14 protein-coding genes, 1 other RNA gene and 1 pseudogene are annotated in these 15,566 nt (G+C 44.1%); 11 read left to right on the top strand and 5 right to left on the bottom strand.

Features of this window, described 5'->3' with window-relative positions; translation table 11 throughout:
• Window positions 1-224: 224 nt before the first annotated feature.
• Window positions 225-560 carry a XisI protein gene (locus IQ224_RS06195; protein ID WP_002741113.1) on the bottom strand — a complete coding sequence of 112 codons (336 nt, stop codon included), beginning with the start codon at window positions 558-560 and terminating at the stop codon, window positions 225-227.
• Window positions 548-964 (bottom strand): element excision factor XisH family protein, encoded by a 417-nt coding sequence (locus IQ224_RS06190; RefSeq protein ID WP_036399529.1) that lies wholly within the window; start codon window positions 962-964, stop codon window positions 548-550. The genes IQ224_RS06195 and IQ224_RS06190 overlap by 13 nt, the downstream gene beginning before the upstream one ends.
• 661 nt (window positions 965-1,625) lie before the next feature.
• On the opposite strand from IQ224_RS06190, the gene IQ224_RS06185 reads away from it, so the two are divergent.
• From IQ224_RS06185 to IQ224_RS06155, 7 genes are all read left to right on the top strand, one after another.
• The gene (locus tag IQ224_RS06185) at window positions 1,626-2,858 is read left to right on the top strand and encodes a sedoheptulose 7-phosphate cyclase (protein WP_194032705.1); all 1,233 of its coding nucleotides are present in this window, start codon (window positions 1,626-1,628) and stop codon (window positions 2,856-2,858) included.
• Window positions 2,855-3,658, top strand: a complete 804-nt coding sequence (locus tag IQ224_RS06180; RefSeq protein WP_002741116.1) for an O-methyltransferase — start codon at window positions 2,855-2,857, stop codon at window positions 3,656-3,658. Before IQ224_RS06185 ends, IQ224_RS06180 begins: the two co-directional genes overlap by 4 nt.
• A gap of 25 nt (window positions 3,659-3,683) precedes the next feature.
• Window positions 3,684-5,093 (top strand): ATP-grasp domain-containing protein, encoded by a 1,410-nt coding sequence (locus IQ224_RS06175; RefSeq protein ID WP_002790068.1) that lies wholly within the window; start codon window positions 3,684-3,686, stop codon window positions 5,091-5,093.
• 3 nt (window positions 5,094-5,096) lie between these two features.
• Window positions 5,097-6,188: a D-ala D-ala ligase gene (locus IQ224_RS06170; RefSeq protein ID WP_002741119.1), complete on the top strand. Its 1,092-nt coding sequence runs from the start codon at window positions 5,097-5,099 to the stop codon at window positions 6,186-6,188.
• Window positions 6,189-6,434: 246 nt separating this feature from the next.
• Window positions 6,435-6,622: non-coding RNA, 6S RNA (gene ssrS / locus IQ224_RS06165), on the top strand.
• A gap of 200 nt (window positions 6,623-6,822) precedes the next feature.
• On the top strand, window positions 6,823-8,202 hold the full coding sequence (locus IQ224_RS06160) for an NAD(P)/FAD-dependent oxidoreductase (protein WP_002741121.1): 1,380 nt from the start codon (window positions 6,823-6,825) through the stop codon (window positions 8,200-8,202).
• 53 nt (window positions 8,203-8,255) lie between these two features.
• The gene (locus IQ224_RS06155) at window positions 8,256-8,510 is read left to right on the top strand and encodes a hypothetical protein (RefSeq protein ID WP_002741122.1); all 255 of its coding nucleotides are present in this window, start codon (window positions 8,256-8,258) and stop codon (window positions 8,508-8,510) included.
• 386 nt (window positions 8,511-8,896) lie between these two features.
• On the opposite strand, the gene IQ224_RS06150 is transcribed toward IQ224_RS06155, so the two are convergent.
• Entirely contained in the window at window positions 8,897-9,538 is a 642-nt protein-coding gene (locus tag IQ224_RS06150) for a bacterial microcompartment protein (protein WP_002734433.1), read from the bottom strand.
• Between the two features lie 190 nt (window positions 9,539-9,728).
• Between IQ224_RS06150 and IQ224_RS06145 the strand changes: the two genes are divergently transcribed.
• Window positions 9,729-10,775 (top strand): glucokinase, encoded by a 1,047-nt coding sequence (locus IQ224_RS06145; protein WP_002741129.1) that lies wholly within the window; start codon window positions 9,729-9,731, stop codon window positions 10,773-10,775.
• A gap of 326 nt (window positions 10,776-11,101) precedes the next feature.
• Here IQ224_RS06145 and IQ224_RS06140 read toward each other — a convergent pair.
• Window positions 11,102-11,694, bottom strand: a pseudogene (locus tag IQ224_RS06140) (transposase family protein); the annotation flags it as partial.
• Window positions 11,695-12,002: 308 nt separating this feature from the next.
• Between IQ224_RS06140 and IQ224_RS06135 the strand changes: the two are divergent.
• The 3 genes from IQ224_RS06135 to IQ224_RS06125 all read left to right on the top strand — a co-directional run bounded on the left by IQ224_RS06135 (window position 12,003) and on the right by IQ224_RS06125 (window position 15,051).
• On the top strand, window positions 12,003-13,727 hold the full coding sequence (locus IQ224_RS06135) for a diflavin flavoprotein (RefSeq protein WP_002741136.1): 1,725 nt from the start codon (window positions 12,003-12,005) through the stop codon (window positions 13,725-13,727).
• Window positions 13,728-14,203: 476 nt separating this feature from the next.
• Complete coding sequence (locus IQ224_RS06130) at window positions 14,204-14,638, top strand: hypothetical protein (protein ID WP_002741138.1); 435 nt, start codon at window positions 14,204-14,206, stop codon at window positions 14,636-14,638.
• A 5-nt stretch (window positions 14,639-14,643) separates the two neighbouring features.
• The gene (locus IQ224_RS06125; protein WP_036399524.1) at window positions 14,644-15,051 is read left to right on the top strand and encodes a hypothetical protein; all 408 of its coding nucleotides are present in this window, start codon (window positions 14,644-14,646) and stop codon (window positions 15,049-15,051) included.
• On the opposite strand, the gene IQ224_RS06120 is transcribed toward IQ224_RS06125, so the two are convergent.
• The coding region (locus IQ224_RS06120) for an IS630 family transposase (RefSeq protein WP_194032704.1) at window positions 15,007-15,566 on the bottom strand (560 nt) is incomplete at its 5' end. The genes IQ224_RS06125 and IQ224_RS06120 overlap by 45 nt on opposite strands.

The raw sequence follows: 15,566 nt of genomic DNA, 5'->3' as shown, positions 1-15,566 counted from the left end.
CTTTCACAGAGCCAACAAGATCAGGTGTTGGCCAGCAATTCCAAATTCAGAATGTAGCAAAATTGATCGAGGTAGGGTGTCGCTAGCGCCAGTGAACGCACCGTCAATGGAGGCTGCCGGGATATTCATTCCAAGAAATCGCTTCAAAAAAAGCAAAGTCACCAACAGATAACCCCCAAGAACCAGACAGCTAACTGGGATTAATTGCAGTAGGATAAATTAGTCTATCCTACTGCATAATCGGTCAACTGACGCAGCATAGGAGGATGAAAGCCAATGACAATATCTTTTTTAGGAACACCTAATCTAACTAAATCTTCAGCAATATCTTGTTCTGTCATATTCCATTGAATCCAAACTTTATCAGACTTGAGGTCAATATGAATAAGACAATAATGTACATACTTTTCGCCTTCCCACCCAAAAGTAACGACCTGATAATGTTCTTTTTGTTCATCAAAAATAGCTTGAATCTCTAAATCATTACCAGTGGGTTTATATTGAGTATATTCTGAAAGAATACTTTTGACTAATTGACGATATTTTGCTAACTTATCCATCTTAAAATTACCTCCTGATTTGGCGAAAAAACGATTAATTTTAAATGGTTTTCTTTCATCATCAATTGCGTAAAATCTAAAGAGAAAAAAGTGTCATAAGTAAAACTAGGAATAGCTAAAAACAAAACCCTATCTGGATCTTTTCTCTTTAAAACCGCCCGATAATTAATAAACTGTCCTAGAGCAGTATGAAATTCTGAGATCGCTGAAGACCCCTCTAAAAAACTTTTAATTTCTACAGCAATTTTTTGATTATCTTTAGTCGCAGCAATCAGCTTTTCTGCCCCTAAATCGACAGCCATATTTACCCCTCCAAAACTTATCGTATAAGGGTCATGAGTAATTAACCAATTATCTTTGATCAAAGCATTTTTGGCTGCTTGATAAACTAAATCTTTAGCCAATTTTACCTTTCTCCTGATTTGATAGGTTATCTTTCCCTGTTTTGAGGTGCGGCTTGAGCAATAAGGACAACTAATTTTCTCTGAACTATAGTACTGAGTAGCATCTAGGGCGACGAGTAAGTTGCCATCCAACGCCTCAAACCCCCTCAAATAGCCTTGGTCTTTCAGCCCTTGATCAATCCATCTGAACAGGGGAAAAAGATGCTTTGCGGCTATTCCATCGAGGATGTTCCGCGTCTGCTCTACTGTCGGGATATTGACCAAACCAAACAGACTTTGAGCATTATCTCGTCCACAATAACTATTAAGTTGACGCTGATCTTCTAGAAATGATTCATTCTGGCGAAAAAAGGCGGCGAATGCCCCTAATATTGCGTCTTTCAGACTGTAGCGGGTAGCATTGCTGGCACTTCGAGGCTCAGTTATCCCAGGGATAACTAGCTGGAAATAGCTCAGCATCCCCATAAAACCCAGTTGTTTGACTTCCATTCCCCCGAAACCCACTGTTCAAACCCTTCACTCCATTTTGAAAGGCAAGAGTAAGACTGGTTCTGTATTCTGTGCTACCGTTTGAATTGGGAATTGCTGGGTTTTGGCAGAAGATGTTGAATAAATTCTGAGATTCTGTTACCTTTGTAACAGAATCTCAGAATGAAACCTTATGGCAGGCATCAAGGCTACTTTTACGTCCACAGATTGTGCCTTTCATATTCAAGGCTACGAAAAGATTGATTTCAGTTTGCTCTATGTAAACGGTGCTTTCAAAATTGGGAATCCCGAAATTGCCGAAAGTTATGCACCATTCAGACGCTGCTTGATGGTGATTGATCAAACTGTTTACGGTTTGTATCGCCAGCAGATCGATCAGTACTTCGCTCACTATCAAATCGATTTGACTGTTTTTCAAGTCAGTATCAAAGAGCCTGAAAAGACTCTGAGAACTTTCGAGAAGATTGTCGATGCGTTTGCCGACTTTGGACTGGTGCGTAAGGAGCCTGTTTTGGTTGTGGGTGGCGGACTCACGACCGATGTTGCTGGGTTCGCTTGTTCTGCCTATCGTCGCAAAACCAACTACATTCGCGTGCCCACAAGCTTGATTGGCTTGATTGATGCTAGCGTGGCGATTAAGGTTGCTGTCAATCACGGCAAACTAAAGAATCGTCTTGGTGCGTATCATGCCTCTCAAAAGGTGATTCTTGATTTCTCATTTTTGGGAACTTTGCCGATCGATCAAATTCGCAACGGAATGGCAGAGTTAATCAAGATTGCAGTTGTGGGCAATCAAGAAATCTTTGATCTGCTAGAAGAACATGGTGCGGCATTGCTGCACAGCCGTTTTGGCTATCTGAATGGCACCCCTGAGTTGCAAGCTGTAGGGCACCGTCTGACTTACAAGGCAATTCAAGCCATGTTAGAGCTAGAGGTGCCCAACCTGCATGAGCTAGATTTGGATCGAGTGATTGCTTACGGTCATACCTGGAGTCCGACGCTAGAATTAACGCCAGAACCCCCGATGTTGCACGGTCATAGCGTCAACATTGATATGGCATTTACGGCGACAATCGCCCAGTTGCGCGGCTATATTTCGGTTGAAGACCGCAATCGCATTTTAGGCTTAATGAGCCGATTGGGGCTGGCGATCGATAGCCCCTATCTCACCCCAGAACTCCTGTGGAAAGCGACCGAAGCAATTACGCGGACTCGCGATGGTTTGCAGCGAGCAGCGGCTCCCCGCCCGATTGGGCAATGCGTGTTTATGAACGACCTAACGCGATCTGAGTTGGACAAGGCCTTAGCGGTTCACCGAGCGATCGCTCAAAACTATCCTCGTCAGGGCAATGGTGAGGATATGTACGTGCGCCTCGAGCCAGCCTTAGAGGGAGCAGGCGTATGAGACCCGTTACGCCCGTTGGAATTATCTCAGCGAAGTTAGCAGCCTTGGTCGGTCGCGCCGAGTCGATCGATGGGCTTGATCCGGTTTTCAAAGCTGAATTGCAGCAAGTCTGTGCCCTAGCTTGCGGACTCGACCCGTATTTGGATGTTTGTACGACACCCGAATCGCCTGCCTTGGCTGCCTTGGTGCAACGGACTCAAGCGGAGGACTGGAGCAAGCGATTTACGGATGGTGAAACAGTGCGCCAGCTAGAGCAGGAAATGCTCTCGGGGCATGTGGAAGGTCAAATGCTCAAATTTCTGGTGCATTTGACGCAAGCGCAACGGGTGCTAGAGATTGGCCTGTTTACGGGCTATTCCGCTCTAGCGATGGCAGAGGCATTGCCCAGCGATGGACAGGTCGTGGCTTGTGAGGTTGATGCTTATGTGGCTGAATTTGCGCGGCAGTGTTTTAACGAGTCGACGGCCGGACACAAAATCGTAGTCAAGGTGGCGCCTGCTCTTGAAACCCTGAAGCAGCTTGCAGAGGCAGGAGAGGTGTTCGATCTAGTCTTTATTGATGCCGATAAAGCAGGTTACATCGACTACCTCAATCTGCTCCTGACTACCTCGCTGTTAGCTCCAAACGGGTTAATCTGTGCGGACAATACTTTGATGCAGGGGCAGCCCTATCTCTCGGAAACGCCTACGCCCAATGGCAAGGCGATCGCACAGTTCAACCAAACCCTGAGCCACGATCCACGAGTTGAGCAAGTCCTGCTACCTCTGCGAGACGGCTTGACCTTGATTCGGCGTATGTAGTCCATTAATCCGCCCACTTAAACCTATGATAAAAACCGCTCCCGTTAAGCTTCTCTCTGAGCCAGCGGTCAGTGCGGGCAGCATCGGGGTGAGATCGCGCTTAAAAACCCTTGCCACTCTTACTTTGCTGCTGCTGGCATTGCCGTTCAACCTTACCCTCGTGTCGATTGCTTTGCTGAGATCGCTAGTTCTTCGCCCGGCGCGATCTCGCGTAGCGAGCGCTTTGCGTTCAACCACGGTAAATCCGCAAACGGTTCTCATTAGCGGCGGCAAGATGACTAAAGCCTTGCAGCTTGCGCGATCATTTCACAAAGCAGGGCACCGAGTCATCCTAGTGGAGATGCACAAGTACTGGTTAACCGGACACCGCTTTTCTCGGTGCGTTGATCGGTTCTACACCATACCCAAACCGCAATCGTCCCAGTATGCTCAGGCATTACTGGAGATTGTGCAAAAAGAAAACGTTACTGTTTACGTTCCCGTTTGTAGCCCCGTTGCCAGTTATTATGATGCGCTCATTGCCGAAATGCTTGCGCCCCATTGCACCGTCATGCATGTGGATGTAGAGAGGCTCAAGCAACTGGATGATAAGTACGCCTTTGCGATCGCCGCAGGAACCCTAGGGTTAAGCGTGCCAAAATCCCATCGCATCACCCATCCTCAGCAGGTGATTGACTTTGATTTTAGTAAGGCAAAGCGTCCCTATATCCTCAAAAGCATTCCTTACGATTCAGTGCGGCGATTGGATCTGACGCAGTTGCCCCGTCCGACCGCTGAGGAAACGGCGACTTTTGTGCGATCGCTGCCTATTTCTGAAGCAAATCCCTGGATTATGCAGGAGTATATTCCAGGGCAAGAATATTGTACCCATAGTACTGTTCGTCAAGGACACGTGCAGCTTCACTGCTGCTGCAAGTCTTCAGCGTTTCAGGTCAACTACGAACACGTTGATCATTCTGAGATTGAACGGTGGATTCTCGCCTTTGTCAAGGGGCTGAACCTTACGGGACAAGTGTCTTTCGACTTCATTCAGGCAGCAGATGATGGACAGGTTTATGCGATCGAATGCAATCCGCGCACACACTCTGCCATCACGATGTTCTACAACCATCCTGATGTAGCACAGGCTTATCTAAATCTACATCCACTCCCCCAGATGGCTCAGCCACTTGCCTCTAGCCGCCCAACCTATTGGACTTATCACGAAGTTTGGAGATTGCTAACCCAGCTACTTTCTCCAAAGATGCTCAGGCAACGATTACAGATTCTCGTCAACGGCAAAGATGCCATCTTTGAGTGGGACGATCCCCTCCCTTTTTTAATGGTGCATCATTGGCAGATTCCGCTATTACTGCTGGGAAGTTTTCGGCGCGGCAGTGAATGGATTCGGATTGACTTCAACATTGGCAAGCTTGTTGAACTGGGAGGAGACTAGAGCATGGAAAAATTGCAGATTTTGCATCTAGTTGGCTCTGCTGTGAGCGATTTTTACTGTGAGTTGTCGCGACTCTATGCCCAAGATTGTCTACAAAATACGGCGAATCCAGACCTCTATGAGTTCCACATTGCCTACGTGTCGCCAGATTTGAGGTGGCGGTTTCCCAAATCTTTAGACAATGCCGAGATCGCCCAGACTCCCTCAGTTTCAGTCCCTGAAGCGGTCGCGGTTTTAATTCAACTTCAGATCGATGTGATGGTACCCCAAATGTTCTGCCTGCCCGGAATGACTCAGTACCGTGCGCTATTCGATCTGCTCAAAATTCCCTATGTGGGAAATTCGGCTGAGCTAATGGCGTTGGCCGCAGATAAGGCAAAGGCGAAAGCGGTTGTCTCCGCAGCCGGGGTGACCGTGCCCGCTGGCAAGGTTCTGCATCGAGGCGATTGCTTATCTGTATCCCGTCCGTCGATTATTAAGCCCAACCATTCCGATAATTCATTGGGTTTGAGTTTAGTTACCGAGACAACCGATGGAGATGCTGCTTTTGCAACTGCCTTTGAGTATGCAGATGAAGTCTTAGTTGAGGAGTTTATCGAACTGGGTCGAGAAGTTCGCTGTGGGGTGATTGTGCAAGCGGGCGAGTTAGTTTGCTTGCCGCTAGAAGAGTACGCCGTGAATCCCGAAACTCATCCGATTCGGACTTATGCAGATAAACTCAAGCAAAGTCAAGATGGTAGTTTGGATTGTGCTGCTAAAGAGAAAACCAAGGCGTGGATTGTTGATCCTAGGGATCCAGTGACTCAGCGAGTTTGGGCGATCGCAAAACAATGTCACGTTGCTTTGGGCTGTCGGCATTACAGTTTGTTTGATTTTCGGATCGATCCACACGGACAGCCGTGGTTTTTAGAAGCAGGTTTGTATTGTTCGTTTGCTCAGAAAAGCGTCATTTCAATGATGGCTCAGGCTGCTGGAATTTCATTGACAGACCTGTTTCAAAATATGGTACAGATGGCAGTGGCGGGAGAGGCTGCATCTTTCGGCGATCGCCTCATGATCGCGCAGATTGACACAAAAGCCGAAACTTATTCTTAGCAGGACATTCGGGTTGCCGAAATAGCCATGCAATTCTCAAAGCATTGCCAAGCAAGCGTTTCAAACTTCTTTTAGCTGAACTTCCCCCATACGGATCTACTGGGAATTGCTGGGTTTTGGCAGGCTTTTTGACTGTGATCGGTAAAAAGTAACCTGAAAACTCAAATCTGATCACTGATAACTGATCACTGATCACTGAATCTCCCCTCTTGCCTCTGAGAAAAAAAAATGCTATGATGAAAACAAATCGGGCTTCTACGTTGGTGACTGCCTTTCAAGTTTTTTGATCTATGCTTGATTGTGATAAGGGAGCAAATAACCAATTCGTGTGGTAGTAAACCGAGCTTGTACTCGGAAACAGAAACGCGTAATATAAGTTCCCACCTGGTTAACCCAGGTCATAAACTTAGGTAAAACGGCGTAGCGGTCTTTTCAAGTTTTTCGAGCATATATTAGGCCAAATTCTGGGGAGATTTCCTGTACTTCCTTAGTTTTGCCCTCTTGGTTGGTCAAAAAAGCCAGTATCTATATTTTTTTCTAGGGTAAAGACTGCTATTTTCGGTAACGCTTGTCACCGCTAAATTGTGACAATCCGGACTACACTAGGGAGAAATTTATGAATTATTGTTAAGCAATGACTGAAAAACAGCCAAGAGTTGTTATCATAGGCGGCGGATTTGCGGGTTTATACACGGCCAAAGCCCTAAAAAACGCCCCCGTTCATGTTACCCTCATCGATAAGCGAAATTTCCATCTTTTTCAGCCCCTCCTCTATCAAGTCGCTACTGGGGCGCTATCTCCGGCCGATATCTCCTCACCTTTGCGCTTAATCCTACGGGGTCATGACAATACAGATATTCTCCTCGATCATGCCATAGATATAGATCCAGTCAAGGGAGAAGTGATCTTGGAAGATCACCCACCGATCGCCTACGATCAATTAGTTATTGCCACGGGAGTCAGTCATCACTATTTTGGCAATGATCAATGGCAGCCCTACGCTCCAGGGTTAAAAACCATTGAAGATGCAGTAGAAATGCGTCGTCGCATCTATCTTGCTTTCGAGAAGGCCGAGAAAGAAATCGATGCCGAAAAGCGGCAAGCTTTATTAACTTTTGTGATTGTCGGTGGTGGACCGACGGGGGTAGAATTAGCAGGAGCGATCGCTGAAATTGCCCACGGTGCGCTTAGGTCTGATTTTCACCAGATTAACCCCACAGAAGCGAAAATTTTGCTTTTAGAAGGGATGGAGCGGGTATTACCCCCATATTCACCCGATTTATCCGCTAAAGCTGCCGCTTCTCTCACAAAATTAGGGGTGACAGTGCAAACTAACAGCATCGTTACCAATATTGTTGAAGGTTGTGTCACGGTCCGTCAGGGAGAAAAAACCACAGAAATCGCTGCCGAGACAATTTTATGGGCAGCAGGGGTAAAAGCATCGAGAATGGGGCGAATTTTGGCCGAAAGAACCGGGGTAAATCTTGATCGCGTCGGACGGGTAATCGTTGAACCCGATTTAAGTATCGCCGGTTATGGCAATATTTTTGTGATCGGGGATCTGGCTAATTTTGCCCATCAGGGAGATAAACCTTTACCCGGAATTGCCCCCGTGGCCATGCAGGAGGGCGAATATCTGGCGAATTTACTAATTTCTCGCCTAAAAGGGCAAAGTATTAAACCTTTTCATTATATCGATCGAGGTAGTCTGGCAGTGATCGGCCAAAATGCGGCCGTGGTTGATTTGGGATTTGTCAAGTTTTCTGGGTTTATTGCTTGGTTAGTCTGGGTTTGGGCCCATATTTACTATCTGATCGAATTTGATAATAAATTAGTGGTGATGGTGCAATGGGGTTGGAATTATTTTACCCGCGGTCGTGGCGCTCGTTTGATTACGGGAGAGGGGCAGAATTTAGCCTCGGGACAATTGCCGCAAAATAACGGCCAAAATAATAATAATCTCGCCGTTTCTAACCAGACGGAAACTCTCTCTCCACCGATTGTGAAAGTATGAAAAAAATAGCCGTGATTATCTAGTTATCAGTTAGCCGGTAAAAACAATCGATCATGAAAATAGAACATCCTAACAGTCTAGAAATTACCCCAGAGGAAAGCCAAGAATTAGAATATTTACGAGTTACAATTGAACGAGCGATCAAAGATGGTGTGATCACAATAATAGAATTTGAATCGATTAAAACAATCATGTTTTCTAATAAGAAAAATAATCCCGACCAAATCCTCCGGCAAGTGACACTCTATCGCCATTTAGTCGTTGAAAAAATGAATAATGGCGAACTAATTTTTGAATCTCCCCAATAGGGCGAAATTCCTTTTTTAGCTATTTAGTACAAATGCTCAAACTTTCTTTCCCTTCTTCCCACTCCCCACTATCCTATACCTTTTAAACGGGATTTAGTAAGTAGCTAGACACAATTAATTAGGGCTTGCGGCAAAAAGTACGGGCGAAGCATTCGGATAGAAAATCTACGGTTTCACCGATAGGTTATTGCCCGAATGCTTCGCCCCTACAGGACTCGGGCTGATGAAGACGCAAGGTTTTTAACGACAATTCTCTCAAAATCTTGCACCTGTTTCGCGAGAAAAGCCATAAAACTCTTACGTTGCCTACATTTCACATTTATTCAGCAAGCCCTAATTATACATATCTAAACACCTCTTGCCTTTTGCCTCCGGCCTTTATTAGCTTATTCTTTTTTGTCGCTACCGGGAAAAGCTCGACCTTGAATATTTTCTAAAGCTGAAACTGCCGCCCTGGAACCAGCCATAATATCTCGTTCTTCTCCCCCTAAATATAAGCGGCCAAAACTGCCCACGGAAGTAACGTGTAGGATATTAATTAAAGCAGCTTTTTCGGCCTGATTAGCAGCAAGGGAAGCGTAGGCGGCCGGTTGCACTTCTAAAACGTATAAAGTCTGTCCTGCCATTAACATCATACCCCGAGAACTACGGTTAATTAATTGGGCTTGGTAAGCGTCAATGTTGCGAATAATTTGGCTAGAGACAATTTGCGGTTTCAGACAATCGCGCTGACTAACGCCTAAATACTGCAAAATTGCCTGACCGGCCGCCCTTACCTCTCCCTGACTGCTAGAATGGAGTTCTAAGAGTCCATAGAGTCTTTCTACGAATAGAACCCCCGGACGAACCACGGCGGATTTGAGGGCAATATCGGTGATGCGATTAATCTCGATGCCGGGGGAAATTTCAATCCAGAGGGAAGCATCCCCGGGTAAGGGTAAAAATCCTTGGGCGACTGTACCGATGTAAGCGGCGTGTTGAAGCTGTAAATTGTCAAGATAAACGTAACTGCGAAGTTCTACACCCAAGCTGATTTCTCCCTCTTTCTGTCCTCTAGCCAATCCCCATTCCAACCCGGGAGCGATGATTAATCAATCCTTAATTAGGGCTTAGGCATTACCATCTTTCACTATAGTATAGAATTGGTGGCCTTTAAATTTGCCTGATAGAAAGGGTAAAAAACTATAATTATGGGGACAAACTCAGGGAAAAACCAGCATGACGATTCTTTTAGGGGGAGATATCGGGGGAACTAAAACAATCCTGCGTTTAGTGGATTGCCAAAACTCATCGGATAGTCCCCAACCCCTGCTAACTACTCTCGATCAAGAAATTTATCCCAGTGAACAATACCCCGATCTGGTGCCGATCGTCCAGCAGTTTTTGGCCCGACAAACCACTATTCCCCCAGTGACAAAAGCTTGTTTCGGTATTGCAGGTCCTGTGGTTAACAATAGTTCCGAATTGACTAATTTAAGTTGGTCTCTAACTGGCGATCGCCTAAGCCGAGAGTTGCAGATTGAGCGAGTAAAATTAATTAATGATTTTGCGGCGATCGGTTATGGGGTGTTAGGATTAGCCCCAGAGGAGCTGCACAATCTACAGTCGGCCCCGACAGTACCAGAGGCTCCGATTGCGGTTATTGGTGCGGGAACTGGGTTAGGAGAGGGTTTTTTGATTCCTGTGTCGAAGGGTAAATATCGGGTGTTTGCTAGTGAGGGTTCCCACGCCGATTTTGCCCCTCGATCGAGTTTAGAATATCAACTATTAAATTATCTCTTGGAACTTTATAATATCGAGCGAATTTCGGTGGAGCGAGTGGTTTCTGGTCCTGGAATCACTTCTATCTATCGATTTCTCCACGATAGTAACTATAGTCAGTCCTCGCCGGCCATGGCGGAAATTTACCGCACTTGGTTAGGAGAAATGGGTAAACCGCAAAAAACCGTGGATTTAGCGGCTGAAATCGCCAGTTTTGCCCAAGATAACTCGGATCATCTCTGTTATCAAACCATGAAAATCTTTGTCGAGGCCTACGGTGCGGAAGCGGGCAATTTAGCCCTGAAGTTGCTTCCCTACGGAGGATTATACATCGCGGGAGGGATTGCGGCCAAAAATCTTCCCCTAATGACTGAGGGTAGCTTTATGAAGGCTTTTCGCGCTAAAGGTCGGATGACGGAGCTATTAAGCAATATTCCCGTCCATATCGTTCTTAATGCTCAAGTGGGACTGATGGGGGCGGTTTACTGTGCTAGTCAGCTATGAGGGAGGGTTTAGTGGAGATGGCTAGGGATTATTTTCAGGTGGTGATTCGGTAGTAGTGATGGAGGCTTAATCCTTTGCTTTGCTGTGCATTAGAACTCTTGCAAATTAATTATATGTTATGATGGTAGGCTAACTAATTTTTTGGGAAAATTAGCCAATTAGTACATTTTTTTTGAATGAAAACCTGAAGTTTTACTTTTAACTCAAAACTCTTTATATATGCTTTAATTTGGTTATCAAAACCTCTTTGTTTAAGCGGCAGAAACCATCTCAATTTTTATTACTGAGAATAAATTATCCTTGACTGGATTAATGTTTGGCAACTTTTAAGAAGTTGCTATAACTATCCCTGACTCATAGTTATAAATAGTCGTCAAAAAGTTAACTTTTAAACTATATCTTCGACGACAATTCCGATATTTACGCGACAATATTTTCAAGATATTGAGTTTCCTATTTATAGGTTTAATGATAATCCTTTCTTTGGCTAAAGCATTGTTATACTCCTTTTATAACTCTGTTAATTTTCTATTTTTCGGTTTCTTTTTCAGTGCATAACTATTACTATGGTATGCATCTATTCCCTGATAATCATTGTCTTCTCTGCTGGGAGTTAAAGGATGAAACCGAACTCGACTTTTTTAAAATAAACTAAAATCGTGACCTCTAGCTTTCCCACAACAGACACAGATAATTTCCTCGGTATTTTTATCAGCTACTAATTGAGATTTTAAAGTATGATAACCTCTTTTACCACCAAAAAAATTTTTCTGTTTCTTTTTGGGGCGTTCCCTGGGAGTTTCCGTTACATCCATTACCGTTATGACCGGTATCTCTGCTTGATTTAGTAGAGCTTTTTTTCCTTTTAAACGGAAGTTTCCCGATTGTAAAAGCATTTTTCCGTCTTATTTACAATCCTAACTTTATACCAAATAGTAACTGGGAATACTGCCTAGGTCAGGGATGTAAGACCAAAAACTGGGTGTAAGTCGGTTTTGAGGCAATCCCCCGTGACATAGGAAGTAGTTCACCTTGACTGGAATGTATAACACCCATTTCCTCCTACAGATACCTAGAGAGCGTTTCTGCTCAAATCGACGATCGACTCCTCCCTGACCATTAAGATAGCTGTTATCAGTAATTATCGGAAAATAAATCTCCATACCTTATTTCCTCGTGGCACAATAGAGACAAAGTATAAAAAACTTAACAATAAGGAGGAGTTCGATGGTTGCTACACCAGTCAAAACAAAACGTCTCACTGTGCAGGTGGCCGATCTCACCGCAGACATCACCGCTATTCGTTCCCTCGATTGGGATCGCGATCGCTTCGATATTGAATTCGGATTACAAAACGGTACGACTTATAACTCCTATCTGATTCGTGGGGAAAAAATCGCCCTTGTGGATACCTCTCACGAAAAATTCCGTCAACTATATTTTGATAGTCTCAACGGATTAATTAACCCCCAAGAAATCGATTATTTAATTATCAGTCATACTGAACCTGATCACAGTGGTTTAGTCAAAGATCTGCTACAACTCGCTCCCAATATTACCGTCGTTGGGTCGAAGGTAGCAATTCAGTTTTTAGAGAATTTAGTTCATCATCCCTTTCAACGTCAACTGGTCAAAAATGGCGATCAGTTAGATTTAGGCAATGGTCACATTCTCGAATTTGTTAATGCTCCTAATTTACACTGGCCCGATACTATCTTTACCTACGATCACGGTTCGGGAATTTTATTTACCTGTGATGCTTTTGGAATGCACTACTGTTCCGATGATCTTTACGATGAGCAATTAAGTGCTATTGAACCAGATTATCGCTTCTATTATGAATGTTTAATGGCTCCTAATGCTCGCTCGGTACTAGCGGCGATGAAACGGATGGAACCCCTAGGTAATATTAATCTCGTGGCTAATGGTCATGGACCAGTATTAAAACATAATGTTACTGAATTATTGACCCGTTATCGTGATTGGAGTCAAGCACAAACTAAGGCAGAAAAAACCGTCGCTGTTTTCTATATTTCCGATTATGGTTATAGTGATCGCCTCTGTCAATCGATTGCCAAAGGTATTACTAAAACTGGTTTGGCTGTAGAAACTTTAGACCTGAAATCCGCCGATCCCCAAGAGGTAAAAGAATTAGCTTCTTCTGCGGTGGGAATCGTCATCGGTACTCCCCCCGTTTCTGGTATTAATACCCAGGAAATTACGGGAAATCTAGGCACAATTCTCGCCTCGGTTAACCCCAAACAATACCTCGGAATGTTTGAATCTAAAGGGGATGATGATGAATCAATTTTACCTCTATTTAATAAGTTTCGTGAAGTTGGTTTAACCAAAGCTTTTGATCCCATTCGTAGCGCAGAAACTCCTAACGAGAGTCTCTATCAACGCTGTGAAGAAGCGGGTACAGACATGGGACAACTATTAACCCAAGAGGTAAAAGTTAAACAAAGAAAATCCCTCGATACTGACCTTGATAAAGCCATCGGACGGATTAGCGGTGGTCTATATATTATTACCACCAAGAAAGGAGACAGAAGTGGAGCAATGGTCGCTTCTTGGGTGACGCAAGCAAGTTTTGATCCTCCCGGTTTTACCGTTGCTGTGGCCAAAGATCGGGCGATCGAGTCTTTAATGCAAGTGGGGGATCAATTCATTTTAAATATTCTGGAAGAAGGCAATTATCAAACCCTGATGAAACACTTTTTAAAACGTTTCGGACCGGGGGAAGATCGTTTTGCAGGAGTCAATACTCGCACCGCTAATAATGGTTCCCCAATTTTAGCCGATGCTCTCGCTTATTTAGAATGTGAGGTCGCTAGTCGCATGGAATGTGCTGACCACTGGATTGTTTACAATAAAGTCACCGATGGTCGCGTTTCTAAACCTGATAGTTTAACGGCCGTTCACCATCGCAAAGTCGGTAATTATTATTAGGATTTTTGCTTGATTTGACTGGTTGAGAAAATACAGATCAAGATGCTTGCTCTCAGCTTTTGAGATGGTTTAACCTCTCAACCAGTTAGTCATACTAAATCCGTTGATTATAGGCTACATATCAGAATAGCCGAACGGCAAAAGAAGTAGAAGGGCATCCGAGGGGGTCAACGAGAAAATAAGGATTTTAGCGATTGTCTTACCCCCTCAGATGCTTATAGATTGTCACAACAACATAAACTTAGCTTATGGTAATACTTAAAGAAAAGGTTTTTCTCCGCGCCACTACCTTATACTAAATCTGGTTATTAAAAACTGATTATTTATTCCCCCTTTTGCATCTCCTCATAACTAGCCTGTACTCAACGGATTTAGTATTAGTCCTCCTTTTTCGGTGAACGGTCAATTCTTTAATGGCATTGGCAGGATGAGTTGAGTTACACTGTAAACAGTGTAATTAAAAGTTAAAAAAATTGATGTCCCAAGTTGTTAGCGCCAGACTGCCCGACCACACAGCAGAAAGACTGAAACGGTTAGCCCGCCGATTAGGAAAAACCCCTAGCGAAACCGGCGCGATTTTAATCGAGGAATCCCTCCGAGAAAGCGAGTTCCCCTATATTGAATTTCGCCATTCTCCTTTGGGGCGGCAGCCCTACCTAAAAAACTCCAGTTTGGCTCTGTGGGAAGTAATTCAAATCGCTCAAAGCTACGGACTAGATGAAGAAAAAACGGCGGCACATTTTCATCGACCCCTGGAATGGGTACGCTCTGCCCTGCTCTATGCCGAAGCCTATCGGTCCGAAGTCCAAACTGCGATTTCCGATGCTCAAGCGATGAATGAAACGACGATAAAGCGGCTCTTACCGCAATTGGAAACAATGACGGTTTCTGCTGATTTGAGCGGGGAATAGCTAAAATGCTATCTTTTTTATTGGATGAACATATTTCTCCGACGGTTGCCGAACAAATTATTTATAAACGTCCAGAAATCTCGATTTTTCCCCTGATAACTTGGCTAAAAGGTAGATATTTGGGCGATTCGGATGAAATTGTCTTAAAAGCGGCGGCTGAAGCCGGATTAACTCTAGTAACCTACGACCAGAACAGTATTCCCCCGCTTTTGTGGGAATGGGGAGAAGCTTGGAAAAGTCATGGCGGCGTTATTTTTATCGATTATCAGTCTATTCCCCCTAGCAATTTCGGTCTTTTGATCCGTTCGCTTTTAGCCTTGTGGGAACTGCAAGGAAAGCAGGATTGGACTAACCGACTTGTTTATACTTTAGATGTTCATAATCTGAGATTTATTAAACTTCTGAAATCGTAGAGTCAGCAAGGAATCCAGTTCTTTTTTATGTTTCAGATGGGCATCATTCAGACATTCATAAATAGCTGAAGAAAAGTCAGAAAAGTTTTCATAATATTTACCATGTAAACATTTCTTTTTGACAAATTTCCACAGCCTTTCAATTAAATTTAGATTAGGCGAATAAGACGGCAGATAGAGTAGCTCTATTGACAAAGAAAGAGCCAATTCTTCAACAATTTTACATTTCTGATAGCGGGCATTATCTAAGACTAGAGTGATGGGAATCATTAGTCCTAAAGCAGCTATTTTTTCAAGAAGTTCACAGACTTGAGTTGCCGTAATATAAGTGTCATTAGTAACTAGAATCACTTCATGAGTTATTGCATTTAATGCTCCTAAAACATTGAAGCGTTTACGCCCGCTCGGTGACTTAACAAAAAGTCTCTCAAAACACCAAACAAAACCGAGAAATGCTCCCATGACGAAGTGAGCGGCATCAACAAAAAAAACAGCACTTTTTCCTTCTTTAGCCT

Source organism: Microcystis sp. LEGE 00066, assembly GCF_015207925.1.
GTDB lineage: Bacteria > Cyanobacteriota > Cyanobacteriia > Cyanobacteriales > Microcystaceae > Microcystis > Microcystis ichthyoblabe_A.
This window is presented reverse-complemented; position numbering and strand designations above follow the sequence as displayed.

What these genes read in the sequence shown, in the direction of transcription:
- IQ224_RS06195 (WP_002741113.1), bottom strand. Translation starts at nt 560, where the DNA reads ATGGATAAGTTAGCAAAATATCGTCAATTAGTCAAAAGTATTCTTTCA.
- IQ224_RS06185 (WP_194032705.1), top strand. Translation starts at nt 1,626, where the DNA reads ATGGCAGGCATCAAGGCTACTTTTACGTCCACAGATTGTGCCTTTCAT.
- IQ224_RS06180 (WP_002741116.1), top strand. Translation starts at nt 2,855, where the DNA reads ATGAGACCCGTTACGCCCGTTGGAATTATCTCAGCGAAGTTAGCAGCC.
- IQ224_RS06175 (WP_002790068.1), top strand. Translation starts at nt 3,684, where the DNA reads ATGATAAAAACCGCTCCCGTTAAGCTTCTCTCTGAGCCAGCGGTCAGT.
- IQ224_RS06170 (WP_002741119.1), top strand. Translation starts at nt 5,097, where the DNA reads ATGGAAAAATTGCAGATTTTGCATCTAGTTGGCTCTGCTGTGAGCGAT.
- IQ224_RS06160 (WP_002741121.1), top strand. Translation starts at nt 6,823, where the DNA reads ATGACTGAAAAACAGCCAAGAGTTGTTATCATAGGCGGCGGATTTGCG.
- IQ224_RS06155 (WP_002741122.1), top strand. Translation starts at nt 8,256, where the DNA reads ATGAAAATAGAACATCCTAACAGTCTAGAAATTACCCCAGAGGAAAGC.
- IQ224_RS06145 (WP_002741129.1), top strand. Translation starts at nt 9,729, where the DNA reads ATGACGATTCTTTTAGGGGGAGATATCGGGGGAACTAAAACAATCCTG.
- IQ224_RS06135 (WP_002741136.1), top strand. Translation starts at nt 12,003, where the DNA reads ATGGTTGCTACACCAGTCAAAACAAAACGTCTCACTGTGCAGGTGGCC.
- IQ224_RS06130 (WP_002741138.1), top strand. Translation starts at nt 14,204, where the DNA reads ATGTCCCAAGTTGTTAGCGCCAGACTGCCCGACCACACAGCAGAAAGA.
- IQ224_RS06125 (WP_036399524.1), top strand. Translation starts at nt 14,644, where the DNA reads ATGCTATCTTTTTTATTGGATGAACATATTTCTCCGACGGTTGCCGAA.